Origin of the sequence: Rhizobium sp. AN68, assembly GCF_030758035.1 — a bacterium.
GTDB classification, from domain to species: Bacteria; Pseudomonadota; Alphaproteobacteria; order Rhizobiales; family Rhizobiaceae; genus Agrobacterium; species Agrobacterium tumefaciens.
Genome location: NZ_JARWMI010000003.1, coordinates 973,084 through 999,734, shown reverse-complemented (window position 1 = coordinate 999,734; position 26,651 = coordinate 973,084). Strand labels below are relative to the sequence as shown.

At 58.7% G+C, this 26,651-nt stretch carries 22 protein-coding genes; 11 read left to right on the top strand and 11 right to left on the bottom strand.

What is annotated here, in order from left to right:
- Window positions 1-51 precede the first annotated feature (51 nt).
- Complete coding sequence (locus RBH71_RS17915) at window positions 52-1,935, top strand: ABC-F family ATP-binding cassette domain-containing protein (protein WP_003512412.1); 1,884 nt, start codon at window positions 52-54, stop codon at window positions 1,933-1,935.
- Between the two features lie 25 nt (window positions 1,936-1,960).
- Here the strand turns inward: RBH71_RS17915 and RBH71_RS17910 are convergent, their stop codons facing one another.
- Window positions 1,961-3,898 carry a GGDEF domain-containing phosphodiesterase gene (locus RBH71_RS17910; protein ID WP_003512410.1) on the bottom strand — a complete coding sequence of 646 codons (1,938 nt, stop codon included), beginning with the start codon at window positions 3,896-3,898 and terminating at the stop codon, window positions 1,961-1,963.
- Between the two features lie 747 nt (window positions 3,899-4,645).
- Between RBH71_RS17910 and RBH71_RS17905 the strand changes: the two genes are divergently transcribed.
- Window positions 4,646-5,572 (top strand): Gfo/Idh/MocA family oxidoreductase, encoded by a 927-nt coding sequence (locus tag RBH71_RS17905; RefSeq protein ID WP_323687436.1) that lies wholly within the window; start codon window positions 4,646-4,648, stop codon window positions 5,570-5,572.
- 42 nt (window positions 5,573-5,614) lie between these two features.
- Here RBH71_RS17905 and RBH71_RS17900 read toward each other — a convergent pair whose 3' ends face one another.
- From RBH71_RS17900 to RBH71_RS17890, 3 genes are all read right to left on the bottom strand, one after another.
- Entirely contained in the window at window positions 5,615-6,643 is a 1,029-nt protein-coding gene (locus RBH71_RS17900) for a sensor domain-containing diguanylate cyclase (protein WP_003512406.1), read from the bottom strand.
- A 158-nt stretch (window positions 6,644-6,801) separates the two neighbouring features.
- Window positions 6,802-7,251, bottom strand: a complete 450-nt coding sequence (locus RBH71_RS17895) for a DNA polymerase III subunit chi (protein WP_003512404.1) — start codon at window positions 7,249-7,251, stop codon at window positions 6,802-6,804.
- 25 nt (window positions 7,252-7,276) lie between these two features.
- Complete coding sequence (locus RBH71_RS17890) at window positions 7,277-8,770, bottom strand: leucyl aminopeptidase (RefSeq protein ID WP_003512403.1); 1,494 nt, start codon at window positions 8,768-8,770, stop codon at window positions 7,277-7,279.
- 313 nt (window positions 8,771-9,083) lie between these two features.
- Between RBH71_RS17890 and RBH71_RS17885 the strand changes: the two genes are divergently transcribed.
- From RBH71_RS17885 to RBH71_RS17855, 7 genes are all read left to right on the top strand, one after another.
- Window positions 9,084-10,253: an LptF/LptG family permease gene (locus tag RBH71_RS17885; protein WP_003512402.1), complete on the top strand. Its 1,170-nt coding sequence runs from the start codon at window positions 9,084-9,086 to the stop codon at window positions 10,251-10,253.
- A complete protein-coding gene (gene lptG, locus RBH71_RS17880) occupies window positions 10,250-11,338 on the top strand; it encodes an LPS export ABC transporter permease LptG (RefSeq protein WP_323687435.1) in 1,089 nt (362 codons plus the stop codon). The genes RBH71_RS17885 and lptG overlap by 4 nt, the downstream gene beginning before the upstream one ends.
- On the top strand, window positions 11,338-13,719 hold the full coding sequence (locus RBH71_RS17875) for an LPS-assembly protein LptD (protein ID WP_323687434.1): 2,382 nt from the start codon (window positions 11,338-11,340) through the stop codon (window positions 13,717-13,719). Before lptG ends, RBH71_RS17875 begins: the two co-directional genes overlap by 1 nt.
- A gap of 297 nt (window positions 13,720-14,016) precedes the next feature.
- Window positions 14,017-14,964, top strand: coding sequence for a peptidylprolyl isomerase (locus RBH71_RS17870; RefSeq protein ID WP_003512396.1), 948 nt, complete (start codon window positions 14,017-14,019; stop codon window positions 14,962-14,964).
- A gap of 19 nt (window positions 14,965-14,983) precedes the next feature.
- On the top strand, window positions 14,984-16,006 hold the full coding sequence (gene pdxA / locus RBH71_RS17865) for a 4-hydroxythreonine-4-phosphate dehydrogenase PdxA (protein ID WP_003512394.1): 1,023 nt from the start codon (window positions 14,984-14,986) through the stop codon (window positions 16,004-16,006).
- Window positions 16,006-16,836 carry a 16S rRNA (adenine(1518)-N(6)/adenine(1519)-N(6))-dimethyltransferase RsmA gene (gene rsmA / locus RBH71_RS17860; protein ID WP_003512392.1) on the top strand — a complete coding sequence of 277 codons (831 nt, stop codon included), beginning with the start codon at window positions 16,006-16,008 and terminating at the stop codon, window positions 16,834-16,836. The genes pdxA and rsmA overlap by 1 nt, the downstream gene beginning before the upstream one ends.
- 56 nt (window positions 16,837-16,892) lie before the next feature.
- A complete protein-coding gene (locus tag RBH71_RS17855) occupies window positions 16,893-17,507 on the top strand; it encodes an alpha/beta hydrolase (protein ID WP_323687433.1) in 615 nt (204 codons plus the stop codon).
- 27 nt (window positions 17,508-17,534) lie between these two features.
- Here RBH71_RS17855 and gmk read toward each other — a convergent pair whose 3' ends face one another.
- The 7 genes from gmk to fabD form a co-directional block, all read right to left on the bottom strand.
- The gene (gmk, locus tag RBH71_RS17850; RefSeq protein ID WP_003512388.1) at window positions 17,535-18,197 is read right to left on the bottom strand and encodes a guanylate kinase; all 663 of its coding nucleotides are present in this window, start codon (window positions 18,195-18,197) and stop codon (window positions 17,535-17,537) included.
- Between the two features lie 4 nt (window positions 18,198-18,201).
- Window positions 18,202-19,089, bottom strand: coding sequence for a YicC/YloC family endoribonuclease (locus tag RBH71_RS17845; RefSeq protein ID WP_003512385.1), 888 nt, complete (start codon window positions 19,087-19,089; stop codon window positions 18,202-18,204).
- Window positions 19,090-19,157: 68 nt separating this feature from the next.
- Window positions 19,158-20,378 carry an endolytic transglycosylase MltG gene (mltG, locus tag RBH71_RS17840; RefSeq protein WP_003512383.1) on the bottom strand — a complete coding sequence of 407 codons (1,221 nt, stop codon included), beginning with the start codon at window positions 20,376-20,378 and terminating at the stop codon, window positions 19,158-19,160.
- Between the two features lie 365 nt (window positions 20,379-20,743).
- Complete coding sequence (gene fabF / locus RBH71_RS17835) at window positions 20,744-22,006, bottom strand: beta-ketoacyl-ACP synthase II (protein ID WP_323687432.1); 1,263 nt, start codon at window positions 22,004-22,006, stop codon at window positions 20,744-20,746.
- Window positions 22,007-22,252: 246 nt separating this feature from the next.
- A complete protein-coding gene (locus RBH71_RS17830) occupies window positions 22,253-22,489 on the bottom strand; it encodes an acyl carrier protein (protein WP_003502080.1) in 237 nt (78 codons plus the stop codon).
- 350 nt (window positions 22,490-22,839) lie between these two features.
- A complete protein-coding gene (fabG, locus tag RBH71_RS17825; protein ID WP_003512379.1) occupies window positions 22,840-23,577 on the bottom strand; it encodes a 3-oxoacyl-[acyl-carrier-protein] reductase in 738 nt (245 codons plus the stop codon).
- 99 nt (window positions 23,578-23,676) lie between these two features.
- Window positions 23,677-24,621, bottom strand: coding sequence for an ACP S-malonyltransferase (gene fabD, locus RBH71_RS17820; RefSeq protein WP_003512377.1), 945 nt, complete (start codon window positions 24,619-24,621; stop codon window positions 23,677-23,679).
- A gap of 222 nt (window positions 24,622-24,843) precedes the next feature.
- Here fabD and RBH71_RS17815 point away from each other — a divergent pair, with 222 nt between their 5' ends.
- Window positions 24,844-25,887, top strand: coding sequence for an aldo/keto reductase (locus RBH71_RS17815; RefSeq protein WP_003512375.1), 1,044 nt, complete (start codon window positions 24,844-24,846; stop codon window positions 25,885-25,887).
- Between the two features lie 291 nt (window positions 25,888-26,178).
- A complete protein-coding gene (gene rpsF / locus RBH71_RS17810; RefSeq protein ID WP_003512373.1) occupies window positions 26,179-26,640 on the top strand; it encodes a 30S ribosomal protein S6 in 462 nt (153 codons plus the stop codon).
- Window positions 26,641-26,651 lie beyond the last annotated feature (11 nt).

Below are 26,651 nucleotides of genomic sequence, written 5' to 3'. Positions count from 1 at the left end.
TGTGGCGCGCGCGCTCTTGCCTTGGCCACGCAGTTCGGCCAAAACGGCGCCATGATTACGATTACCGATCTCTCCGCCCGCATCGCCGGGCGCCTGCTTCTCGACCACGCCAGCGTGACGCTTCCGGCTGGCGTAAAGGTGGGCCTCGTTGGCCGCAACGGCGCCGGCAAATCCACTCTTTTCCGGGTCATCACCGGTGACTTTTCAGCGGAAAGCGGTTCGGTAACGATCCCGAAACTCGCGCGCATCGGCCAGGTTGCGCAGGAAGCGCCGGGAACGGAAGAATCGCTGATTTCTATCGTGCTTTCCGCCGACAAGGAGCGCAGCGCGCTGCTGGCCGAGGCGGAAACCGCAACAGACCCGCACCGGATCGCGGAAATTCAGGTGCGGTTGGTCGATATCGACGCGCATTCGGCGGAAGCCCGGGCGTCCAGCATTCTTGCCGGTCTTGGCTTCGATCACGAGGCGCAGCTTCGCCCCGCCTCTTCGTTCTCCGGCGGCTGGCGCATGCGCGTGGCGCTCGCGTCCGTGCTGTTTGCCGAACCCGACCTCCTGCTGCTCGACGAGCCGACTAACTATCTCGACCTTGAAGGCACGCTCTGGCTGGAAGACTATATCCGGCGTTATCCGCATACCGTCATTATCATCAGCCACGACCGCGATCTGCTGAACAATGCCGTCAATTCCATCGTGCATCTGGACCAGAAGAAACTGACCTTCTATCGCGGCGGATATGACCAGTTCGAGCGCCAGAAAGCCGAAGCAGACGAATTGCAGATGAAGGCGAAGGTGAAAAACGACGCCGCGCGCAAACATCTGCAAAGCTTCATCGACCGTTTTCGCGCCAAGGCCACCAAAGCGCGCCAGGCGCAGAGCCGTATCAAGGCGCTGGAGCGCATGGGCACCGTCGCCGCCGTGATCGAGGACCACGTCCAGCCGATCACGTTCCCGGAGCCGGAAAAGCAGCCCGCCTCACCCATCGTCGCCATCAATGGCGGTGCCGTGGGTTACGAGCCGGGCAAATCCATTCTGAAGCAGCTCAATCTCCGCATCGACAATGACGACCGCATCGCGCTGCTCGGTTCCAACGGCAACGGCAAATCGACCTTTGCGAAATTCATCTCCGGTCGGCTTGCGCCGCAAGCGGGCGATCTTCGCATCGCCCCGGGCCTGAAGATCGGCTTCTTTGCGCAGCATCAGTTGGACGATCTCGTGCCGGACCAGACACCGGTCGAACACGTGCGCAAGCTGATGCCGCTGGCGTCTGAAGCGCAGGTGCGGGCACGGGTGGCGCAGATGGGCCTTGCGACGGAGAAGATGGCGACGGCTGCGAAAGACCTTTCCGGCGGTGAAAAGGCCCGGCTGCTGATGGGACTTGCGGCCTTCCATGCGCCAAATCTGCTCATCCTCGACGAACCGACCAACCATCTCGACATCGACAGTCGCCGGGCGCTGATCGAGGCGCTGAACGACTATAACGGCGCCGTCATCCTCATCTCGCACGACCGGCATCTCATCGAGGCAACTGTCGACCGCCTATGGCTGGTGGCCGACGGCACGGTGAAGACCTTTGAAGGCGACATGGAGGAATATCGCGACCTCGTCGTCTCTTCCGGAAAAAAGAAGGAAGAGAAGACAGAAGCCACCGCCGACCAGACATCGAAAGCCGACCAGCGCAAGGCCAACGCCGAAAAACGTGCCCAGCTTGCGCCGCTGAAGAAAAAGATCAATGAAATCGAATCTTTGACGGCGAAGCTTGAGAAAGTGATTCAGTCGCTCGACAAGGAACTGGCGGACCCTGCTTTGTACGAAAAGGCACCTGCCAAGGCCGCGCAGAAAGTCAAAGAGCGTGGCGAAGCCGCGAGTAAGCTTTCGGACGCCGAGGAGCAGTGGCTGATGCTTTCGAGCGAATATGAGGATGCGATGACGCAGTGATGCGTCATCATGCTGGTGCGAAAATCTAAGCGCATTCCCTGCGAGGCTGCAGCCGCTCGAGCGGCACGGCGGGCGAATAAAGATACCCCTGACCGAAACGGATTCCCATCTGCATGAGCAGCCTGCTCTGCTCTTCCGTTTCTATACCTTCCGTCACCAGCGTGGCGCCGTAACGTTCGGCGCTTTCGAATGCGAGCGCTATGGCCTCCCGGAACCGCGACTGTTCAAGCCGGGACGTCATCCAGTGATCGATCTTGACCTCCTCAAAGGGGAACCGCGCAAGCAGGGTGAGTGCCGCATAACCGGTGCCAAAATCATCGAGCGCCAGCCGCACGCCCGCTTCGCTCAGCCTGTCGAAATTCTGCTGCACGATGTCGATGGCCGGTATCCTGCTCATCTCCGTCACTTCGATCGACAGACGGTGCGCCGGGACCCCCATCTCGTTCAAAAAGGCCACAACCCGCTCTCCGAAGCCCGCAGTGGCAAAAGACGATGCTGAAATGTTCACCGCCAGATGAAAGTCCGGGTCGAGACCCCGCAGGTCGATGAGGTCGCGGACGACGGCTTCGATCGTCGACCATTCAAACTCCACCAGCAGCCGGTGACGCTCGGCAATCTCCAGCACATAATAGGGCGAAAGCGGCTGTCCGCACGCATCCACCGCCCGTAAAAGAGCCTCCGCGCCAATCATGCGGCGATTGTGCATTTCGAATTTCGGCTGATAAAATATCGGCGGCTTGCCGGATCTGATCCAGTTGACCAGCATCTGGCGCACCCCCTCGTCCCGCGTGGCCTTATCGGCAAAGGAGAAGGGAAATATCTGCACCGGATTTTCGCTTCCTCGCAGCGCAAGACTAAGCTGCCGGAGGAAGGAAGCCACGTTCTGCCGGGAAAGCTTATCCAGATTAGCGGCACCGATTTTCAGATGCGGCACCGGTTCTGGATCCGCAGACCGTGAAAATGTACTTAACCCGTCGTGGAGACGCATTATCAGCCTTGTGCTTTCCGACTTCTCGAGCGAAATCCCCGACATGACGACTGCAAGCGTGGTATCGCCGAACATGAAGCTGCGCGGTGCATTGGAACTCGACAGCAGGCCGTTGTCATCGTTACAGATTTCCTTTGCCAGCCTCGGCCAGAAAAGATCGCCCCAATCCTCGCCCTGGCAGGCGGCGACATCGGCCATATTGACGATTTCTATGAGAAGGAGAGCGTGCGGAACGGCCGGCTCCTGCCGCATCACGACTTCGATATGGTCTTTGAGGGCGCGCCTGTTTGGAAGGCCCGTCAACGAATCCGTCCGCGCCGCAGCATCGCGTTTCATTGCCTCTTCACGCGCCCGCGCCTCGCTGCGCAGCAACAGAAACAGACAGGCGATCATCGGCAACCCAACCAACGAGCCGAAGATGCGCCGTCCGACGTTACTGAGAAAAACGTCCTGATTTATCATGCTGAGACTATAGGTCACGCAAACAGCGAACAACGCCGCGAAAATCCTGACCGCGAATACGCCGAAGACCTCGCGGACGCCGAGTTCAGTGAGACTGCGCCGGCGCATCCAGCCATACATTGCCATCCCGAAAGCCGAGATAATGCTCATATCCAGAAAAGCGGCCCCAAAGAGTGCCGGACCACCAAACAAAAATCGCCCTGCGGAGACGAGCGCCAGGCTTATCAAGCCGCCTTGCCAGGACCCCAACACGCCAGCCAGGAACAGCAGGTCAGAGCGGATATAGGGCTTGGAAGGCAGCTTGATAAACTCGGATACCAGTAGCGTCAGCAAGAAACCGGTAACCCCGAAGATGATGCCGTAGTAGATTTTATAACGAGCGTCATCGAGAGCGATGTTTCGCTGCAGAAGGATCAGCACCGACACCATGCCGACAAGGGCCGCAGCCTGGAGCAGCAGGAACGGCAACTCGGCGGCTGACGCGGCCGCCTGGGCGGCGATCAATTCCATCATCTCTGCATGTCCCCCGGTCATTACTATTCTTTTGCCGTGGTTCCGGCGTTTGACCTTCACAAATCCCGCGTTTACGCAGGAAAATCAGTACATATAGCCAATCGCTCCACACGACCTGTCGCTCCACCGCGGGCTGCCCCCGTGCGAAATCGCCGGACAGGTGCCAACAGCAAGCGGCTGACAAGACACGAGTTCGAGTACCTCCTCACCGCGGGCGTCGCACAATGCCGAGCAGGAAAATCAAGCAACGAAGCGAAGCGCCAACCAACAATCGAATGAAAAAACCATCGAGACAGTCTACCGAACGAATTTTACGTCGACACTAAAGAACTTAGTGTATATAAGATGCGAGAATTACGCTGTATGTATTTAGTTGACAATTGCCTTCGTTGAAATCCTGAAAAAATCCATATAGCTAGGTATTTTCAATTATGATTATAATACATTCAATACTGAAATTGAAATTGGTTTACATATATACTATGCATTAATATTTCGGAACTTAACTTCGAGTCCGAATTTTAAAAGCATTAAGTTATAAAATCAATACTTTTAAATTTTAAACAATATTTTCACATTTCAAATATTAGGCAACATAAAATATGCATACCGATTTTTGCCATGCCGTTACGCACGGAAAAAAGACGGGACCTGCAAGGACGATCGCCTTGCTCCTTTGAGCGTTTCTGTTAAAAAACTCGTAAAGTCACACTTTATCCCACGCATCATACAAATGGGTCCCACTTCATGTCAGCCACCAAGCTTGCCATCGTCGGCGTCGGCAAAATCGTTCGCGACCAGCACCTTCCCGCCATCGCAGGCAATCCGGATTTTGAATTGATCTGCACGGCCAGCCGCCACGGTACCGTGGATGGCGTCGCTTCTTACGGCACCATCGAGACCATGCTGGAGGCCGTCGAGGATATCGAGGCCGTATCGCTCTGCATGCCGCCGCAGTACCGTTACGAGGCTGCATATGCGGCGCTGAATGCCGGCAAGCACGTTTTCCTCGAAAAGCCGCCGGGCGCAACGCTTTCGGAAGTTCAGGATCTCGTTCGCCTTGCGGATCCGAAGGGTCTTTCGCTATTTGCAAGCTGGCACTCGCGTTATGCGCCGGGCGTTGAAGCTGCAAAGGCGTTTCTCGCCTCGACAAAAATCGACAGCGTGCATGTCATCTGGAAAGAGGATGTGCGCCACTGGCACCCCAACCAGGCATGGATCTGGCAGGCGGGCGGTCTCGGTGTGTTCGATCCCGGCATCAACGCGCTGTCGATCATCACCCACATCCTGCCCCGCGCGCTGTTCCTGACCAAGGCAACGCTTGAGTTCCCGGAAAACCGCGACGCGCCCATCGCTGCCGAGCTGCATTTTTCCGACGTTACGAAAATGCCCGTGCGCGCCGAGTTCGACTGGCGCCAGACCGGCAAACAGAGCTGGGATATCGTTGCCGAAACGGCGGCCGGGCAGATGGTGCTTTCGGAAGGCGGCGCGAAGCTCTCCATCAATGGCGAGCAGGCGGTGTCGGAACCTGAGCGGGAATATCCGGCGCTCTACGAGCGTTTTGCGGAAATCATCAAGGCCGGACGCTCTGATGTCGATCTTGCGCCATTGACTCATGTGGCCGATGCCTTCCTGCTCGGCCGCCACAAATTCGTGGATTCCTTCTACGACTGAGGAGCCGAAAGGCTTTTGGAAGCCTTCCGGAAGACAGGTGCATCAAAGGGCGCGGCTGACGAAACGGTCGCGCCCTGACTTTTTTGCCTGATACAGTGCCTCGTCAACGCTGCGCAAAAGCGTGGCGCGGTCAGCACCGGCCTGAGGGGCGATGGCGCCGCCAATGCTGAGACGCGCACCGACCGCCTGCCCGTCAACATCAAAGGGTTCACGGAAGGCTGCCAGAAGCCTGTCTGCCAGTCCGTTCATCACCTCAGACCTGCTGGGACGGGGTATGAAAATGGCGAATTCGTCGCCCCCCATGCGCACCACCGTGTCTTCGCTGCGGATCGAATTGCGAATGCGGTCGGCGGCAGCGGTCAGCACCCTGTCACCCGCCGGGTGGCCGAACGTGTCATTGATCGCCTTGAAACCGTCCAGATCGAGATAAAGCACGCCGAAGGCCTCGTTCTCACGCAGAGCCGCGCCAAGCTGGCCATCGACAATCGCCTCCAGCGCCTTGCGATTGTAAAAGCCGGTCAACGGATCAGTCATCACCGCATCCCGCAATTCACGCTCCGCCAGACTCATTGTGAAATTGGCCTTCTGTAGACGCAGGAGTGCGGCCGCCAGCAGCGCGAAGTGCTTCAGATTGTCAATTTCGCTTTGAGAGAATTTTCTCGGCACCGTATCGACAAGGCAAAAGGCGCCGACCACAAGACCTGGTTCCAGCTCGATCGGCGCGCCAGCATAGGAACGCAATCCGGGACCGCCCTTCACATAGGACATGAAGCGGAAATCCGGATGCTGGGTCAGATCGGAAATGACCACGACATCCTGCCTGGCAATTACTCGGTTGCAGATCGACAGATCGCGCGGGCATTCCGAAAGTTGCATTCCCGCCTGTTCGGCAATATGGAGCCAGTCCTCATCGACGATATGGACGGCCGCACGCGGGACGTCAAAGACGCCCTGCCCCAATCGAGACAGCACTTCCAGTTCCGGCATCTCGGCATTCTTGACGGACATGATTGACCGCACCGCGACCAGACGCTCTATTTCCCCGTCGGGCCGTGAAATCGCCTGTCCCATGATGATGTCCTTCTGCTGTTTCGTCTGTGGCAGCCGCCACCGTCCGTCACCTGTCGGCCGGATCAGACAGCTATGTCTGATCTCGGCTCATAATGCGAAAACCGACAGGCGGCGCCACATGCGAATTTTTGCCAGTCTTTTTGTGTGGGGAACTGTGATCAGGCTTTCTTCTGCCAGCGGCCTTCCGGCGATTGCTGCCAATAGGTCAGCGCATGACCTTCGGTCTTCAGCCTTTTCCAGTGGTTCCGCGCCATTTCCAGCTGGTAGGCATCATATCCATCGAACATGAACACTATCCGCTCATAGCCCTCCACCGCCGGCGGTTCGGCACCGTCGACGAGAAACCGCACACTCGCCTCGTTACCGTTCGCATTCGACGCCGTCAAAAGAATCGGCTGGTTTTGCGGCGCGGCAGAGCTATCCGTTGCGTGCGGCAGAAAACTGTCGTCACGAAAGGTCCACAGATGCGTGTCGAGGAAATCGCGGCGCTCCTCGTCCACCGTCTGGATCGCGACCTTCCAGCCGCGTTCCAGCGATTTTTCGAGCAAGGGCGGCAATGCATCCTCCAGCTTCGATTCCGTCAGATGGTAGAACAGGATTTCAGTCATCTGCGGACTTGCAGCTCCGGTCGCATCAATCTTCGTAATGGGCGCGAACGAGTTCGTTCAGCAGCCGCACACCGTAGCCCGATCCCCAGGACTGGTTGATCTCGGTCAACGGCGAACCCATGGCGGTGCCGGCGATATCGAGATGCGCCCAGGGTGTTTCGCCCACGAAACGCTTGAGGAACTGAGCGGCGGTGACAGAGCCCGCCAGACGGCCGGAGCTGTTCTTCATGTCGGCGAATTTGGAATCAATAATCTTGTCGTAATCCTTGCCCAGCGGCATGCGCCACAGCTTTTCCGCCGTAACATCACCCGCCTGCGAAAGACGTGCAGCCAACTCGTCGTCATTCGAGAAAAGGCCAGCCTGAAGATTGCCGAGTGCAACCGTGATCGCTCCCGTCAAGGTGGCGAGGTTGATCATGAATTTCGGGTTGAAACGCTCCTTGGTGTACCAGAGCGCATCGGCGAGAACCAGCCGGCCTTCGGCGTCGGTATTGATGATCTCGATGGTCTGGCCGGACATGGACGTGACAATATCGCCGGGACGCTGGGCGTTACCATCAGGCATGTTCTCCACCAGACCGATAACGCCGATCACATTGGCTTTCGCCTTGCGGGCCGCGAGCGTGTGCATGAGGCCGGTCACGGCGGCAGCGCCACCCATGTCGCCCTTCATGTCTTCCATGTTAAGGCCGGGCTTCAGCGAGATACCGCCGGTATCGAACACGACGCCCTTGCCGACGAAGGCGATAGGCTCATCCTTCTTGGAGCCGCCGTTCCACTGCATGACCGCAAGCCGGGGCGGACGCGCCGAACCCTGCGCCACACCGAGAAGCGCGTTCATGCCAAGCTTCTTCAGCTCCTTCTCGCCGAGAATTTCGACCTCGACACCGAGCTTTTTTAACTCCTCCGCCTTTTCAGCGAATTCGACAGGACCGAGAACATTCGGCGGCAGGTTGACGAGATCACGCGCCAGGACAACGCCGCCCGCGACGGCCTCGGACACGGCAAAGGCCTTTTCCGCCTCCTGATGGACTGCTGTCACGATGACGATTTCTACTTTCTTCGGCGACTTCTCATCATCGGATTTCTTCTTGGTCTTATAGGCATCGAAGCTATAGGCACGCAGCAGCAGGCCAAGCGCAAAATCCGCAGCCGCCTGCGCACCGACATCGACGCCCGGGGCATCTAGATAGACGGCAACCTTGTCCGCCTTCCTGAAATTGGCGGCAGCGGTGCCGCCGGCACGCAACCAGTCATGGGCGACAAGTTTCGCCGGCTTGCCGAGGCCAATGACGAGAAGCCGGTCGGCGCCCGAACCCTGCGGCGCAATCACGTCGAGTGTCGTCATGGACTTTGCGGAAAAGCCCGAAATCTTTGCCGCCCGTTCAAGCACGCCGCCCGGATCGGCTTCCGATGCGCCGGCAGCTGCCTGCGCCTCACCCGAGGCTTGCAGCACAACGGCAAGGGTATTTTCAAGCGAGGCGGAATTGGCGAAAGAAATATCGAATTTGGCGGACATGTTTTCCTGCTCTTCGTGGATAACTTGCGTGTGCGCCCGATCATGGCCTTTTCGGCCCCCGGCGCAACCCTGCATTTTTAAAGGCTCACATTCTTTAACGGCCGACATTCGCTAAAGGAAAGGCATTTTTGTGGAATGGCCGATCGCGTCATGAAACCGACAGCTTGTTCCACAAAAAGACACAGGCGGTGGAAAAATCATCGTGCAAAACATTTTTGTGAGCGTGCCGGAATAGCCAATTGCAAACGATGCGATTAGATAGGCGGAAATCCGGCGAGCGATCGCGCAGAAAAACAATGTCGACAAGGGCAGTATGAAGCTTCTCGAGAACTATATCCTGCGACGGACAACGCAGATGTTTCTGGTCGCGCTGCTGCCGGTGCTGGCCATCATCTGGACCATCCAGGTTCTCCAGAGAATCAACCTCGTCACCGATACCGGCCAGTCGATGGGCTCCTTCATGGCGCTGGCGACGATGATCCTGCCGACGCTGATTCCCGTCGTGTTGCCTTTCGCCCTCGTCATCGGCATCACCCAGACGTTCACGGCGATGAACAACGATTCCGAGCTCGCCATCATCGATGCGGCCGGATCGTCGCGCTCTGTGATGTTTCGCCCGGTTATCATTCTGGCTGCCGTTCTAAGTGCGCTTTCCTTCACCATCACCAACTTCATCGAGCCGCCTGCCCGAAATTCGGCCAGGCAGATGGTGGCGGCTGCCTATGCCGACCTCCTCTCGTCGGTGATCGAGGAAAAGACCTTCCGCGCTGTTCAGGACGGCCTCTATGTGCAGATCGCCCAGCGTCAGGGCCGTATCCTCAAGGGCCTGTTCGTCGCCGACCGCCGCGATCCGAATTTCGATCTTATCTATTACGCCAAGGAAGGCATGATCGATGAAAGCGGCACGTCGCTGACGATGCGCGACGGCGAAGTCCAGCAGAAAACACCTGATGGCAAGGTCTCCATCGTCAAGTTCCTGTCCTATGCCTTCGACCTTTCGACCATGTCGGAAAAGCAGACTTCCGAACCGTCGCTTTCTCCGGGCGATGCGAGCCTCGGTTTCCTTCTCTCGCCAGACGAGAACAACGCGAGTTACAAGCGGTCTCCCGAAAGCTTCCGCAGTGAGCTGCACAAGCGCCTGTCGGACTGGATGTTCGCCTTCGCCTTCGCACTGATATCGCTGGTCATAGCCGCTGATGCGCGCTCGCATCGTGAAGCGCGGATGCATCCGATGGTCGCTGCGCTGGTGACGGCCTTCATGCTGCGCTGGCTCGGTTTTTACGTCACCAACCAGGTCAAGCAGAGCGCGGCCTTCATTCCGCTGGTCTATGCCGTGCCGGGCCTCAGCGGCGCCGCCGCCGCCTTTATTCTCATCACGGGTCGCAAGCCGAGAATGCCGAAGATCATCGCGGATACGGCCAGCCGTCTGCGCCGTCTTTTCTCCAGCCGGCTGGCGCGAAGCTCGGGGAGCGGTAACGCATGATTTTCAGCACCCTCGCCCGGTATTTCCTCAAACGGTATCTGATCACGGCCATCTGGTTCCTGCTCGGCGTATCTGCAATTATCTATCTTGCCGATTTCAGCGAAACTGCGCGGCGCATGTCCAGCGTGCCGGGCTATTCGGTTCCAGGCGCACTTGGTCTCACCGCACTTCGCCTGCCGTTGATCCTGCAGCAGACTATTCCCTTCATCGCACTCTTCGTCGGCATGACGACGCTGATCTCGCTCAACCGGCGTTACGAGCTCGTCGTCACGCGTGCGGCAGGCGTCTCCGCCTGGCAATTCATCCTTCCTTTTGTCCTTGGTGCGGTCTTTCTCGGCATCCTGTCCGTCCTCGTCCTCAACCCTATCGCCGCCTGGGGGCAAAACCAGTCGCTGTCGATGGAAGCGGGCTGGCGTAACGAAGGCAGCGGCGGCCGCCAGCAGGACATCATTCCCTGGATGCGCCAGTCGAGCGGCGGCCAGGATACGATCATCGGCGCCAAGAGCTTCGAAGACAACGGGACCATGCTTCTCGACGTGGTTCTGATACACCTCGACAAGGCCGGCAACATCGTCTCCCGGCAGGACGCGAAGTCGGCAAAGTTGGAAGATGGTTACTGGCTTCTTAACGGCGTCGCGGAAACCCGCGCGGGACATGTGCCAGTTCGGCAAGAGAGCACGCGGATCAGTACCAATCTGAGACGGGAATTCGTTCAGGAACGCATGACACAGACGGAAACCGTTGCTTTCTTTGATCTTTCTCACAAGATCGAAGTTGCAAAGTCTTTTGGACTGTCTTCGAAAGCGCTTGAGACGCAGTATCATTTCCTGCTATCGACCCCCCTGCTTCTGGTTGCGATGACCTTGATCGCCGCGACAGTTTCATTAAAGTTCAGCCGCTTCGCCCAGCCGCGCTCCGTGATTCTGGGTGGAATCGTTTCCGGCTTCGTGCTTTATGTAGTAACCGTGCTCGTAAGGGCATTCGGGAGTGGTGGCGTTGTCCCTCCCACCGTCGCGGTCTGGGTTCCAGTCATCGTGGCGTTGGCTTTGGGGGCAACCATTCTGCTTCATCAGGAGGACGGCTAGTGGCGGTATATGACCGCGGGAATATCAGGCGGCTTTGGACGGCCCTTCTGACAGGTGCCGCTGTGTGCGCATATTTGGCATCCAGCCCGGTCGCTTTCGGCCAGGGTGGTTTGCTTGCGCCCGGAAGCCAAGACGATCTGAAACTCCTGCTTACGGCAAATGAACTGACCTATAATCGCGATTCCCAGCGGGTCATCGCGAAGGGTGTGGTTCGCATGCATTATTCGGGCTACCGTATGGTGGCCCAGCAAGTGGAATATAATCAGCAGACGGGCCGCGTGATTGCGCACGGCAACATCGAGCTGATCGAGCCCGGCGGCAACAAGATCTATGCCGACGAGATGGATGTCACTGACGATTTCGGTCAGGGCTTCGTCAATGCGCTGCGCGTCGAGACCCCGGACAATACCCGCATCGCGGGTGAAAGTGCCGAACGGCTCGAAGGCGACCGCATGGTCCTCAATAACGGCGTCTACACTGCCTGTTTGCCATGCGCCGAACGGCCCGAAAAGGCGCCGCTGTGGCAGGTCAAGGCTGAACGTGTCATTCAGGACGGCAAGACCCATACGATCCGGCTGGAAAAAGCCCGCTTGCAGCTTTTCGGCCATTCGATCGCCTATGTGCCGTTCCTGACGGTTCCGGACAATACGGTGAAGCGGAAGTCCGGATTCCTGTTTCCGCAGATGAGCATTACCGACAACCTCGGTTTCGGCATCGGCGTGCCCTATTTCCAGGTTCTGTCCGACACCTCGGATGTGACCGTTACCCCGACCTATTACACGACGCAGGGTCTGCTTCTGCAGGCGGAACTGCGCCAGCGTTTCGAAACCGGCATGCACACCGTGACCGTCGCCGGCATCAGCCAGCTGAAGTCCGATACATTTACTGCCGGAACCAGTGACGCCCTCAACGACAATCGCGGCATGATTGCCAGCAAGGGTAACTTCTCCATCAATCCGCGCTGGGCGTTCGGTTGGGATGCCATGGTGCAGACCGACAACAACTTTTCGCGTACCTATGGGCTGAAGGGTTACAAGAACGACGTCCAGACCAATCAGATCTATTTGGCTGGCGCAGGCGAGCGGAACAGCTTCGATGCCCGCGGCTATTATTTCAACGTTCAGGATACGGACAACAACGAATCCAACGAACGCAAGCAGGCCATCGTTCATCCGGTTGTCGACTACCGTTATTTCGTACCGGATCCGATCTATGGCGGCGAACTTTCGCTGACCACCAACCTGACCAGCATCACCCGCCAGAAACAGGATGCCTACGCGCTTGGAGGCTATTCGCGGTTCAACGGGCTTGAAGGAAACTATACGCGCCTTTCCACCGAAGCCGAATGGAAGCGCACCTTCACGATGGATAGCGGCCTGCAGATCACGCCGATCCTTGCCGCCCGTGGCGATGCGCTGTGGACGGATATGTCGGCTGCAAGCTTTACATCGGGTGGCACGTCTTATGCCTATCAGGGCATGATGCAGGACGATGCGGCGTTGCGAGGCATGGTAACCGGCGGTCTGGAAGTGCGTTACCCCTGGCTGTTCACGGCGCTTAACAGCAACCACGTGATCGAGCCGATTGCGCAGATTTTCGTGCGTCCGAACGAACAATATGCCGGCCGCTTCCCCAACGAAGATCTGCAGGCTTTCGTGTTCGACGCGACCAACCTGTTCGAACGTGACAAGTTCTCCGGTTTCGACCGGATCGAGGGCGGCACGCGCGCAAACATCGGTCTGCGCTACAACGGCACATTCGACAATGGCTACGGCATTCGCGCCATTGCCGGTCAGTCTTTCCACCTGGCGGGCGACAATTCTTTCGCCTCCTACGATCTCGTCAATGTCGGCGCGAATTCCGGTCTCGAATCCGACCGCTCGGATTACGTCGCCATGGCAGCCTTCGATGCGCCAATCGGTCTTTCGCTGTCGTCGAGCCTGCGCTTCGACAAGGACAATCTCGAGATCAACCGTTCCGAGACAGGCGTCAGCTATTCGGACCGCCGCCTCACCGGCAAGCTCAGCTATACGCAGGTCAAGGCGCAGCCGCAGTACGGCTACAATGAAGACCGCGATATCGTTCAGGCGTCCGGTACACTGCGCATGGACGACAACTGGTCGCTGTTCGGCTCGATCAACTACGATCTGAACGGAAAATTTGCCGCCGAGCGCCGTATTGGCATCGCCTATCAGGATGAATGCACGATCTTGACGGTCAGCTACTCCGACGAGGGCAATATCAATTCCAGCCGGCAGGCCGCCAATGACTGGTCGATCAATGCCCGTTTGGCATTCCGCACGCTCGGCGATGTCAGCATAGGCTCCGCAAACGAGGACTGGGCCGATATGGATATCGGCTGGAAACCGAACAATTACTGAGTTTAAAGGCAGGCCATACAGCATCGTGGCCTGCCTTTTTGCCATCCAGCCAGTAAAAGTCACGGTTTTGCCGCAACAACGCGCCAGGGTTCGTCCGGTATAGAACCATCGGGTTTCTTTCAACAAACCGACACATTGCCGTCTTGCAGATCGCGATGATATATACGTGGCAAATTCGCGGTGCGGATGCACAGGTGCAGATCTGAAAAGCCGGGGTAAGGAATATTCCCCATTGGCAGACAGAACAGATTGGCGGGACGGGGAAACAGACCCCCGCCCGACGAAAGGGAGAAGGATATGATGAATTTCGGAAAGACGGCTTTGCGTGGCGCTGCTTTCGCCTTTGCGATATTCGCCGTTCCCATGGCCGTTGCGCCCTTTGCCAGCCAGGCCTTCGCCGACAGCACGGTCAAGATCGTCGTCAACAAGACCCCCATCACCAACGACGATATTGCCAGGCGTGTCGCCTTTCTGAAGTTGCAGCGTCAATCCGGCAATCTCGCCGAAAAGGCACGCGAGCAGCTGGTTGATGAGGCGCTAAAGCGCGAAGAAATCGGCCGTGTGAAAATGTCGGTCAGCACCGAAGAAGTCGATGCGGCTTTTGCGCGCTTTGCTGCAAACAACAAGATGAACCCGCAACAGCTGACGCAGATCCTCTCCAAGGCCGGTGTCGGCGCCGACCACTTCAAAGCCTTCATTGCCGTGCAGATGAGCTGGCCGCGCCTTGTGAACGCCCGTTATGGTGCGCGTGGCAAGATGTCTAACCAGGACCTCGTCACCCGCCTGAGGGAACGCGGCGACAAGCCGGTAACGACGGAATATTTCCTGCAACAGGTGATCTTTGTCATTCCGGAATCGAAGCGTAATGCCATCACCGGCAAGCGCAAGGCCGAGGCTGAAGCCTCGCGCAAGCGTTATCCCGGCTGCGACCAGGCCATGACTTTCGCGGCCACCATGCGGGACGTGGCGATCAAGGATCTTGGACGGATTCTGGCGCCCGAACTGCCGGAAGAGTGGAAGCCTCTCGTGGAAAAGACCAAGGAAGGCGGCACCACAGGAACACGCGTGACCGAAAAGGGCGTCGAATATCTGGCAATCTGCAAGCAGCGTCAGGTTTCCGACGATTACGCAGCGGAAATGGTGTTCAAGTCCGAAGACCTGATGAAGGCCAAGGGTGGCGAAAACCCGAACGAGAAGAAATATATGGATGAGCTGCGCAAGAAGGCGCAGATCGTCAACACCTGATACGAGAGCCGGCCTTTCCGTGACACATGCATCCCTGCCGCTTGCCCTGACACAGGGAGATCCAGCCGGTATCGGCCCTGATATCGCCATTGCCGCCTGGGCCAACCGCCGGGAGAACGGCGTGGCGCCATTCATCTTCATCGGCGATCCCGATGTGGTGGCGAGCCGTGCGGCGCTGCTTGGCATACCGGTCAGTATCGAGACCTGCGAAGCGGCGGATGCCGTCGGCGTGTTCGACCGTGCTTTTCCCGTTCTTCCTCTTCCCGTCGGTTTCGAGGTTCAGGCCGGCCAGCCGCATGTCGGAGCCGCTCATGCGACGATCAAGGCGATCGAGCTCGCCGTTGCCTTGACGGTCGAGGGCAAGGCTTCCGCCGTCGTCACCAATCCGATTGCGAAATCCGTGCTTTACGAAGCAGGCTTCGGTTTTCCCGGTCACACGGAATTTCTCGCCGATCTGGCTTTGCGCCTGACCGGCAAACAGGTGATGCCGGTGATGATGATTGCCGGACCCAAGGTCCGCGTCGTGCCGGTAACGATCCATATCCCAGTAAAAGACGTGCCTTCGGCGCTGACGGAAGAGCTGATCGTTACGACCTGCCGCATTATCGATGCTGATCTGCGGCAGAAATTCGGCATTGAAGCACCACGACTGGCGGTCGCCGGTCTCAATCCGCACGCGGGTGAAGATGGGGCATTGGGCACGGAGGACCGCGATGTGGTTCACCCTGCGACCATACGGTTGCGGAAAGACGGGATCGACGCTTTCGGCCCACTGCCCGCCGATACGATGTTCCACGATGCCGCCCGCAGGCGCTATGATGTCGCCGTCTGCATGTATCACGATCAGGCCCTTATCCCGGCCAAGGCGCTTGGCTTTGACGATTCCGTCAATGTCACGCTCGGCCTGCCCTTCATCCGGACCTCGCCCGACCACGGCACCGCCTTCGGCATCGCCGGCCAGGGCATTGCCAGCGAAACGAGCCTTGTCGCAGCGCTGAAGATGGCGGCGGAGATTTCTCTTCGCAGCCGGGTCGGCGCATAATGGCCGCCATTGACGGATTGCCGCCGCTACGCGATGTCATTCAGCGCCATGGGCTAGACGCTAAGAAGTCGCTCGGGCAGAACTTCCTGTTCGATCTCAACCTCACCCAGAAGATCGCCCGAACCGCTGGGCCGCTTGACGGCGTGACGGTCATTGAGGTTGGCCCCGGGCCTGGCGGCCTCACCCGCGCCATTCTATCGCTCGGGGCCAAAAAGGTTATCGCCATTGAGCGGGACAGCCGCTGCCTGCCAGCACTTGCGGAGATCGAAGCGCACTATCCCGGACGTCTTGAGGTCATCGAGGGTGATGCGCTGAAGACCGATTTCGAGGGTTTGGTTCCCGCTGGCGAACCGGTGCGGATCATTGCCAACCTGCCTTACAATGTCGGCACGCAACTGCTGGTCAACTGGCTGCTGCCGAAAGAATGGCCGCCTTTCTGGCTCTCCATGACGCTGATGTTCCAGAAGGAAGTCGGCCAGCGCATCGTGGCAGAAGAAGGCGACAACCATTACGGCCGCCTTGGCGTTCTCGCCGGCTGGCGCACGGTTTCGGAAATGGCCTTCGACGTCCCGCCGCAGGCCTTCAGCCCACCGCCTAAGGTTACCTCGACGGTCGTGCATCTGCTGCCAAAGGAAAAGCCGCTGCCCTGCGATGTCGCGAAGCTCGAAAAGGTAACGGAAGCCGCCTTCGGCCAACGCCGCAAGATGCTGCGCCAGAGCGTGAAAAGCCTTGGCGGTGAAGTTCTGCTGGAAAAGGCAGGCATTGACGCGACACGACGGGCTGAAACGCTGTCGGTCGAGGAATTTGTGACGCTAGCGAACTGCCTCTAATTGAAGGCGACGTTTCGGCACTTCTAACGCGGGTGACAGAATTAGAGGACAAGCGCGTGGAGAGTGCCGGTTTTCACTACAAGCTCCACATGCCCGTCGGATCGCCTGATTGCGCGGTCGTGTTGCTACACGGTTCGGGAAGAACGGAGGAAGATCTCGCTTCGTTTGGCCGTGCCGTTTTTCCCAACGGCATTCTGTATGCTCCGAGAGGCATTGTGCCATGGGAAAATGGCTTTGCGTTTTTTCGCAGAAAGCCCGACAGACAACTCGATATCGACGACCTGAAACATCAAGCCGCCGGGCTTTGCCGGTTTATCGAATTCGTATTTCAGCAGACGGGGCAAAGACCCTTTCTCGCGGGGTATTCAAACGGTGCGATCATCGCGGCTGAAACAATCTGCCAGAATCGTCATCTGTCGAGGGGTGCAATTCTGCTTCGGCCACTATCCCCCCGCAATAAGGAGCATTTTCCGAAGCTCACCGGATATCCTGCGCTCCTGCTGGCAGGTGCACATGATGAGCGGCGGCATCGCGATGATGCGCCCCATTTGGCCGATCAATTTTCGACTGCGGGCGCGGATGTGGTACTGGAGACACTCGACACAGGCCACGGCTGGGCAGCAGACGCGGCAGACGAGCGCCTGTCCCGGCAATGGCTACGTCAGCATTAGAGATAACACGCCGCTTTAACTGCCAAATCAGAGCTGCGGTTCTTCTGCAAGCAGTCCGCGCACGAAATCGAACATGCCGTGGCGGCGGTCGCGGCGCACACGTTCGGCCTTCACTATCGCTTCTACGGCCTCGAAGGCCGCCTGCAGGTCGTCGTTGAGGATGACGTAGTCGTAATCGCGCCAGTGCTCGATCTCGGCGCGGGAATTGAGAAGCCGGGTCTGGATCACCGCTTCGGTGTCTTCGGCGCGGCGGTGCAGGCGCGATTGCAGCTCGGTCATGGTTGGCGGCAGGATGAAGATCGACACGACGTCGGCCTTCATCTTGTCCTGAAGCTGTTCGGCGCCCTGCCAGTCGATGTCGAACAGCATGTCGCGTCCGGCCGCCATCGCCACTTCCACCGGCTCGCGCGGCGTGCCGTAAAAATTGCCGTGAACCTCGGCCCATTCCAAAAGCTCATCGCTGTCACGCAGGCGCTCGAAGTCGCGCTTGGAGATGAAGTGGTAGTGGATGCCTTCAATCTCGCTCTGGCGGCGCGGGCGCGTCGTCACGCTGACGGACAGGCTGATGTTCTTGTCCTTGTCAAGCAGGTTGCGCGCTATCGTGGATTTACCAGCGCCCGATGGCGATGAAATCACCAGCATCAGCCCTCTGCGGGCAATCGTAACAGGGGAATTGTTCACCGGAACCATGGGTCTACTCCAGATTTTGGACCTGCTCGCGGAACTGGTCGATAACCACTTTCAGCTCTATGCCTGCTGCGGTTACCGCACTGGCGTTCGATTTGGAACAGATTGTATTCGACTCGCGGTTAAATTCCTGTGCAAGAAAATCGAGCTTGCGGCCAACTGGCCCGCCATGAGCCAAAAGTTCGCGCGATGCCTGGACATGTGCGTGTAGCCGGTCGACCTCTTCGCGCAGATCCGCCTTGGTAGCGATCAGTGCGGCCTCGGCGTGCAGACGGTCGCGATCGAGCCCGTGCATGCCATCGCCAATAAGGGCAATCTGCTGGGCAAGCCTTGCAGCGATCTGTTCCGGCTGGCGGGAAGGATCGTTTTCGATGAGGTTCACGAGTTGCTCGATCCTGTCGATCTGCCCGGAAAGGATGGCAAACAGGGACGCCCCTTCCCGCTCGCGCATGTCCTTCAGCTTCTCGACGGCGGCGGCAAAGCCCGCAAGCACGTCGGCGTTGCGCGCGGCCTGCGCCTCGGCGTCATCTTCCGCCTCGCGAAAATCGACGAGCCCGCGCAGCGACAGTAGCGTATCGAAGCTCAGCGGCTTGTCGTCGACGACGTCGCCCAGTTCTTCCTTGAGAGCGAGAACTGCGGCAAGAGCATCGCGGTTGATCACCGCCTCCAGCCGGTTTTCCGCAATCGCCAGCGTCAATCCCGCCTGAATATTGCCGCGGGAAAGATGCTGTGCCGCGATTTCCCGCAGGCCCGTTTCCAGCGCTTCCAGACCGTTTGGCAGGCGCAGGCGCACATCGAGCCCCTTGCCGTTCACCGAGCGCAATTCCCACGCCCAGCGGTAACGGCCGGAGGTTCCTTCGCTGCGCGCGAACCCGGTCATCGATTGCAATGTCATATTCAGAAAGCCCCCATCATGCCGTGCAAAAAACCGGGCCTTGCGATGACAAGGCCCGGTCAGAACTATCAGTTATTGGCCGGTTTTTCCGCCTCGGTGCCGCCGGGCTGACCATCCACGACAACATCGGGATTGGCGCCGGAAGCCGCTTTTTCGGCCTCGATCTTGCGCCAGCGGCGCACATTGGCGTTATGTTCGTCCAGCGTCTTCGCAAACACATGGCCGCCGGTGCCATCGGCAACAAAGTAGATGTCATCAGTACGCCACGGGTTGGCAACCGCCTCGAGTGCGGCCCGGCCCGGATTGGCGATGGGAGACGGTGGCAGGCCCTTGATGACATAGGTATTGAAGGGCGTCTGCTTTTGCAGGTCCGACTGGTAGATCGGACGGTCGGACGGTTTACCGTCGCCGCCGAAGAGACCGTAGATGATCGTCGGGTCGGATTGCAGGCGCATGCCCTTCTTCAGCCGGTTGTAGAACACCGAAGCGACATGGGCGCGCTCGTCGTCCTTGCCGGTTTCCTTCTCCACGATCGAGGCGAGCGTCACGAATTCCTCGACCGTCTTGATCGGCAGGTCGGGGTCACGACGTTCCCAGATCATGTCGATCAGCTTCTCCTGCGCCGCACTCATCTGGTTGATGATTTCCTCACGCTTCGTACCACGGGTAAAGCGATAGGTATCGGGGCGAAGGCTGCCTTCCGGCGGCAGGGTGGCGGGCAATTCGCCATCCAGCACCTCGTCGGCGGCAAGCCGCGCGAACATCTGCTTGACGGTCAGACCTTCCGGCAACGACACGGAATAAAGGATCGATTTGCCCGACTCCAAGAGCATCATGATATCCTTCATCGATGCACCGGCCTTGATTTCGTATTCGCCCGCCTTCAGCGTCTGGTCTTTTTGCAGGTAGCTGCCCGTCATCAGGCGGAAGACACGGGCATTGGATACGACGTCATTGCGCTCGAGATTATTGGCGATCTCGATGAGGCCTGCGCCGTTGCGCACGGTGAAATGTGTGTTCGTCTGAAGCGGACCGGGCTCCTGAAACGCATTTATCATGTAATAAAAGGCTGCGACAGCAAGCACACAGACGGCAACCGCAAGCGTCATCAGAAAATTCAGGAAGATCACCAGCTGGCCATGGGCCTTGCGGGAGCGCTTCGGTGGAGCCGGCACTTTTTCCGGCCGAAGCGCTTCGGTCGGGGATTTCGGGATGATCGGGCCGCGATTGCCCTCACCCGCGCCGTCTCGTCCGTATGGTCCCTGGCTGTTCTGGTTCGTGTCGCTCACCGTCGGTCCTTTTCAGTTCGGCGTTGTCAGCGCTTTTTGCGCAGGTAATGCGGCAAAAACAGGTTCGGAATGCCTTCCTGCACCACATAGAGACATCGTGAAGACCTCATTGTCCTCCTTCACGAATCGTCGTTTCCGGCAAAGCCGGTCAAGGAAAGCCATCTGCGGCGGGAAATTCACCCGCAGCAGGAAATCATTCCGAAACCGGCAAACCGTCTTCCGTAAACGACTACAATATCGGCGCGAAAATCGAAATGGCTTTCGCAAGCCGCAATGCGTTCTTCAAAGAAGAGCGCTCTCAGGCACCCGGCGGGAGGGAGCCGCACCGCTTTAGGCGGTTTGCGGCGCCGGGTTTTCGTCGTGATTTATGCTTCGTAGCGACGCAGTACGAGGGAGGCGTTGGTGCCGCCAAACCCGAAGGAGTTCGACAAGGCGACGTTGACCTGCCTCTTGCGCGCCTTGTGCGGCACCAGATCGATCTTCGTCTCCACGTCGGGATTGTCGAGGTTCAGCGTCGGCGGAACGATGTTGTCGCGGATCGCAAGCGTAGCGAAAATCGCCTCGATAGCGCCAGCTGCTCCGAGAAGATGGCCGGTGGCCGACTTCGTGGAAGACATGGAAATCTTCGACGCCGCGTCACCAACCAGCCGCTCGACCGCGCCAAGCTCGATCGTATCGGCCATGGTGGAGGTGCCGTGGGCGTTGATATAGTCAATATCGTCAGGCGTGAGGCCGGCGCGCTTCAGCGCCATCGCCATGCAGCGGTAGGCGCCATCGCCATCTTCAGACGGTGCGGTGATGTGGTAGGCATCACCGGAAAGGCCGTAACCGACTACTTCGGCATAAATCTTTGCGCCGCGCGCCTTGGCATGTTCCAGCTCTTCCAGAACGACGATACCGGCACCTTCGCCCATGACGAAACCGTCACGGTCGCGGTCATAGGGACGGGATGCCTTCTGCGGATCGTCGTTGTGCTGGGTGGAAAGCGCCTTGCAGGCGGCAAAGCCGGCAAGCGCGATGCGGCAGACCGGTGATTCGGCGCCACCTGCGACCATGACCTCGGCATCGCCGAACGCAATCATCCGGGCAGCATCGCCGATGGCATGCGCGCCGGTCGAGCAAGCCGTCACTACGGCGTGGTTCGGACCGCGCAGCTTGTGACGGATTGAGACGTGGCCGGAAACCAGGTTGATCAGACGGCCGGGAATGAAAAATGGAGAAATGCGGCGGGGGCCCTTGTCGCGCAGCGTATAACCCGCCTCGACAATACCTTCCAGACCGCCGATGCCGGAGCCGATCAGAACGCCCGTGGCGACCTGGTCCTCGTCCGTTTCGGGATGCCAGCCGGCGTCCGCAAGCGCCATGTCGGCAGCGGCCACACCGTAAAGGATGAACGGATCGATCTTGCGCTGCTCTTTGAGTTCCATCCAGTCATCGGCATTGAACGTGCCGTTGGAGCCATCGCCGATGGGAATGCGACAGGCAATCTTTGCGGGCAAGTCTTCGACTTCGAACTCAGTCACGAGACGGGCACCGTTCTGGCCGGCAAGCAGCCGTTCCCAGGTGATTTCCGTTCCGCATCCAAGAGGAGATACCATGCCGGTACCGGTGATAACGACACGCCTCATCGCCAACGCTCCGCCCTTATCCAAATCATCGGTCTTTTTGCAACGCCACACACCATGGAATGGCGGGAACAGGCGCTGCACCATTTTGAATGTCCGCATAATCTTCCGCAGGCCAGAGCCGGTTCAGAAACTTATGCATTCGTCAGGACGCACGTCTTTCAGGCGCGTTCTGTTTCACGATAAAATATTGGCCCGGACAAGCCGGGCCAAGACGGGAGGTTGTTACACCTCCCCAATACAGGTCGATCAGGCCTGGGCCTTCTCGATGAACTTGACAGCGTCGCCAACAGTCAGGATCGAGTCAGCTGCGTCGTCTGGGATCTCGACGCCGAATTCTTCTTCGAAAGCCATGACCAGTTCAACGGTATCGAGCGAATCAGCGCCCAGATCGTCAATGAAGCTTGCGCCTTCAACAACTTTGTCGGCGTCGACGCCCAGATGATCAATTACAATTTTCTTTACGCGTTCTGCGATATCGCTCATGTCGGTTTCCTCGACCTTTATTTTGAAGGGAATGCCTTACGGCACCCTGCCCTGTTAGAAGCCCTCATGCGCCGTTCAAATCCGGCACTGCTGGCAAACCCGTTCAACCCGGTCCAAGCTAGACATCGTCGCGCAAAATCGCAACGGCTTCCTGTCTCTCCGGGACGACTGTTCACAGTCTTGGCCCGATTAACACGGTTTCAACCGGTCGAAAAGCCTGAAAACGCGCTAAGCACAACGTATGACAGGCAATTTCGCCGGAAACCGGCATGGAGGGTCTTGCGGCGCCCGACACCAAACAAGGTGCAGAAACAGCGCCGCAATCGTTTCAAGACGCCTTTCAGGTGGCGTCAGATCATCGCCATGCCGCCATTGACGTGCAAGGTCTGGCCGGTCATGTAAGCAGCTTCATTGGAAGCCAGATAAAGTACGGCCGAAGCGACTTCGGCGCCCGTTCCCATGCGCTTCATGGGAATGGCACCCATGATGGCGTCTTTCTGCTTGTCGTTCAGCTTGCCGGTCATCGCGCTTTCGATGAAGCCGGGCGCCACGCAGTTGACGGTGACGTTGCGGGTGGCGATTTCCTGTGCCAGCGACTTCGAAAAACCGATCATGCCAGCCTTGGAGGCGCAATAGTTCGCCTGGCCGGGATTGCCGGTGACGCCGACGATGGAGGTGATGTTGATGATGCGGCCGAAACGGCGGCGCATCATCGGATGCGTCAGTTCACGCGTCAGGCGGAACATCGCGGTCAGGTTCACCTCGATGACGTTGTCCCAGTCCTCGTCGCTCATGCGCACGAACAGGCCGTCCTTGGTAATCCCGGCATTGTTGACGAGAATGTCGACGCCTTCCAGCTCGGCCTCGGCCTTTTCGCCCAGCGCCTTGACCTCGGCACGATCGGCAAGGTTGGCCGGGAAAATCTTGACGCGGTCGCCAAGTTCCGCCGCCAGGGCTTCGAGCTTTTCAACGCGCGTGCCGTGCAGGCCGACGGTTGCGCCCTGGCTGTGCAGAAGGCGGGCGATTTCCTCGCCAATGCCGCCGGTCGCGCCGGTTACGAGAGCCTTGCGGCCTGTCAGATCAAACATGTTCCGTTCCTTCTTTAGAGCAATTCCGCAAAAGCCTTTTAGCGAAATCGCATCGGGAATTACCGTAAAACAAAAAGCCGATGCGGGGCGAAGCCCGTCTCAGCCGATAAGAGTGGCGAGAAGCTGGTCGATATCGGCAGCGCCGTTGACGGCAACGCCGTTCACCGTCTTGTCGATGCGACGGGCAAGACCCGTCAGCACCTTGCCCGAGCCGATCTCGTAAAGCTGCGTTACATTGTTGGCGGCAAACCATTCCACCGTCTCGCGCCAGCGCACCTGGCCCGTCACCTGTTCGACCAGCAAAGCGGCGATCTCATTGGCGTCGGAAACGGGGGCGGCACGCACGTTGGCGATAACAGGCACGACCGGATTATTCTTTTCGACAGCCGCCAGCGCCTCGCGCATGGCTTCCGCCGCCGGCGCCATCAGCGCGGAATGGAAGGGCGCGGAAACAGGCAGCATGATGGCGCGCTTGGCGCCCTTTTCGGAAGCGATCGCAGCCGCCTTCTCGACAGCCGCCTTGCCACCGGAGATGACCAGCTGGCCGCCGCCATTGTCGTTGGCAATCTGGCAGACGCCGAGAATGGCAGCCTCTTCACAAATTGCCGAAACAGCGTCGTGCTCCAGCCCGATGATCGCTGCCATCGCGCCCTCGCCCACCGGCACGGCAGCCTGCATGGCATTGCCGCGGATGCGGAGAAGCCGTGCGGTATCGGCAATCGAGAAGGTGCCGGCAGCACAGAGCGCGGAATATTCACCGAGCGAATGGCCAGCGACATAAGAGACGGCGTCGGAGAGCTTCAGACCCCGCGCTTCCAGAACCCGCATGACCGCCATGGACACCGCCATGAGCGCCGGCTGGGCGTTGGCCGTCAGCGTCAGCGTTTCTTCCGGGCCATTCCACATGATGTCGGAAAGCTTCTGGCCGAGCGCGTCATCGACCTCCTGGAACACAGCCCGTGCTTCCGGATAGGTATCGGCGAGTTCCTTGCCCATGCCGATGGCCTGGCTTCCCTGACCGGGAAATGTGAATGCAATACCCATGGGATGTGGTCCTTCTTGTCTGGCCTTGCCTTTATTCTTTTCGACTTCCATTCACATTCCGGCCTGCGGAGTCAAGGCTTGAAGCCCTTCGGCACCCCATCGACGCGGTTTTGCCGATCTATTTTCCCCTTTCTTTTCATCATATTTTTTCTTGCACTGCGGCAATTCCCCATTACTTTCATGCCACCTTTCAAATATCTGGCCAAGCACCGGGACATTTCCATGAAACAGAGACTATTGGGCCGCACGGGCATTTCCGTGTCCGAAATTTGCCTTGGCACAATGACGTGGGGCACGCAGAACACTGAAGCCGAAGCGCATGCGCAGATGGATTACGCGCTGGAGAACGGCGTCAATTTCTTCGATACGGCCGAGCTTTACCCCACCACCCCCGTTTCCGCCGAAACGCAGGGACGGACGGAAGACTATATCGGCACATGGTTCGAAAAGACCGGCAAGCGTGACCAGGTCGTGCTCGCCACCAAGGTCGCCGGTTCCGGGCGTGACTATATTCGCGGCGGGCGCGATATCGATGCGAGCGCCATCCGCGAGGCAGTAGATACCAGCCTCACGCGCCTGAAAACGGATTACATCGACCTCTATCAGATCCACTGGCCGAACCGTGGCACCTATCACTTCCGCGGCGCCTGGAGCTTTGATGCTTCCGGTCAGGAAAAGGAGCGCACGCTTGCCGAGATAACCGAAAAGCTCGACACGCTCGGCGAGCTGGTAAAGGCCGGCAAGATCCGCGCTATCGGCCTTTCCAACGAAAGCGCCTGGGGTACACAGAAATATATCGATATTGCCGAGGCCCGTGGCCTGCCGCGCGTCGCAACCATCCAGAACGAATATAACCTGCTCTATCGCAGCTTCGATTTCGACATGGCGGAAGTCGCCCATCACGAAGATGTCGGCCTGCTGGCCTACTCGCCGCTGGCGGCGGGGCTGCTCACCGGCAAGTATCAGAACGGCGCGCGCCCTGCGGGCTCGCGCGGCACTATCAACAAGGACCTCGGCGGTCGCCTGCAGCCGCATCAGGAAGCGCCGGTCAAGGCCTATCTTGAGCTAGCCGCACAACACGGCCTCGATCCGGCACAGCTCGCCATCGCGTTCTGCCTGACACGCCCCTTCATGGCCTCCGCCATCATCGGCGCAACGACCATGGAGCAGCTGAAGGTGGATATCGCAGCAGCCGATGTGGCGCTATCGGAAGAGGTGCTGAAGGGTATTGCTGCGATCCATCGGCAATATCCGATGCCGATCTGACGATAGCGCAGCGCGCTTTTTCGCCTCCGGTCCTTGCATTCCGGGCAAAAATGGGTATAAGCGCGCTGTTCACAACACCCGGTCCAATTGGCTGGTGGCTGAACGGAGGGCTGGTTTCGGTAACGAAACAGCAGGAACCATAAGGTTTTTCCGGCCTCCCGTGTCTCCGCTCTCGACCGTCTCGAACAACGCTTTTCTTGCTTTAAGGCTTCGCAGCCTAACCAGGAGCAGTCGTTGAGGCTTAGCGCCGTTGCCGGGTGAAGGACGAAACGCAAGAAAGGCAAAGCTTAAATGGCTCTTTACGAACACATCTTCCTTGCCCGGCAGGATATTTCTGCCCAGCAGGTCGACGCACTTGTCGAGCAGTACAAGGGCGTTATCGAATCGTTCGGCGGTAAAGTCGGACGCGTCGAGAACTGGGGTCTGAAGTCCCTCACCTACCGCATCAAGAAGAACCGAAAGGCTCACTACGCTCTCATGGACATCGACGCTCCGGCGCCTGCGATCCACGAAATCGAGCGCCAGATGCGCATCAACGAAGACGTTCTTCGCTACATGACCATCGCCGTCGAAGCCCACGAAGAAGGCCCGTCCGCGATGATGCAGAAGCGCGACCGTGACGACCGTCCGCGCCGCGATGGCGACCGTCCGGATCGTGGCCCGCGTGAAGATCGTGGTCCCCGCGCACCGCGCGAAGGTGGCTTCGGCGACCGCGAAGACCGTCCGCGCCGTCCGCGCGAAGACCGTGCATAAGGAGAATTGAC

What these genes read in the sequence shown, in the direction of transcription:
- RBH71_RS17870 (WP_003512396.1), top strand. Translation starts at nt 14,017, where the DNA reads ATGATGAATTTCGGAAAGACGGCTTTGCGTGGCGCTGCTTTCGCCTTT.
- fabG (WP_003512379.1), bottom strand. Translation starts at nt 23,577, where the DNA reads ATGTTTGATCTGACAGGCCGCAAGGCTCTCGTAACCGGCGCGACCGGC.
- fabF (WP_323687432.1), bottom strand. Translation starts at nt 22,006, where the DNA reads ATGAGGCGTGTCGTTATCACCGGTACCGGCATGGTATCTCCTCTTGGA.
- RBH71_RS17900 (WP_003512406.1), bottom strand. Translation starts at nt 6,643, where the DNA reads ATGGGACAGGCGATTTCACGGCCCGACGGGGAAATAGAGCGTCTGGTC.
- RBH71_RS17830 (WP_003502080.1), bottom strand. Translation starts at nt 22,489, where the DNA reads ATGAGCGATATCGCAGAACGCGTAAAGAAAATTGTAATTGATCATCTG.
- RBH71_RS17895 (WP_003512404.1), bottom strand. Translation starts at nt 7,251, where the DNA reads ATGACTGAAATCCTGTTCTACCATCTGACGGAATCGAAGCTGGAGGAT.
- RBH71_RS17845 (WP_003512385.1), bottom strand. Translation starts at nt 19,089, where the DNA reads ATGACATTGCAATCGATGACCGGGTTCGCGCGCAGCGAAGGAACCTCC.
- rpsF (WP_003512373.1), top strand. Translation starts at nt 26,179, where the DNA reads ATGGCTCTTTACGAACACATCTTCCTTGCCCGGCAGGATATTTCTGCC.
- lptG (WP_323687435.1), top strand. Translation starts at nt 10,250, where the DNA reads ATGATTTTCAGCACCCTCGCCCGGTATTTCCTCAAACGGTATCTGATC.
- RBH71_RS17885 (WP_003512402.1), top strand. Translation starts at nt 9,084, where the DNA reads ATGAAGCTTCTCGAGAACTATATCCTGCGACGGACAACGCAGATGTTT.
- RBH71_RS17890 (WP_003512403.1), bottom strand. Translation starts at nt 8,770, where the DNA reads ATGTCCGCCAAATTCGATATTTCTTTCGCCAATTCCGCCTCGCTTGAA.
- RBH71_RS17815 (WP_003512375.1), top strand. Translation starts at nt 24,844, where the DNA reads ATGAAACAGAGACTATTGGGCCGCACGGGCATTTCCGTGTCCGAAATT.
- RBH71_RS17910 (WP_003512410.1), bottom strand. Translation starts at nt 3,898, where the DNA reads ATGATGGAATTGATCGCCGCCCAGGCGGCCGCGTCAGCCGCCGAGTTG.
- RBH71_RS17915 (WP_003512412.1), top strand. Translation starts at nt 52, where the DNA reads ATGATTACGATTACCGATCTCTCCGCCCGCATCGCCGGGCGCCTGCTT.
- gmk (WP_003512388.1), bottom strand. Translation starts at nt 18,197, where the DNA reads ATGGTTCCGGTGAACAATTCCCCTGTTACGATTGCCCGCAGAGGGCTG.
- fabD (WP_003512377.1), bottom strand. Translation starts at nt 24,621, where the DNA reads ATGGGTATTGCATTCACATTTCCCGGTCAGGGAAGCCAGGCCATCGGC.
- RBH71_RS17905 (WP_323687436.1), top strand. Translation starts at nt 4,646, where the DNA reads ATGTCAGCCACCAAGCTTGCCATCGTCGGCGTCGGCAAAATCGTTCGC.
- rsmA (WP_003512392.1), top strand. Translation starts at nt 16,006, where the DNA reads ATGGCCGCCATTGACGGATTGCCGCCGCTACGCGATGTCATTCAGCGC.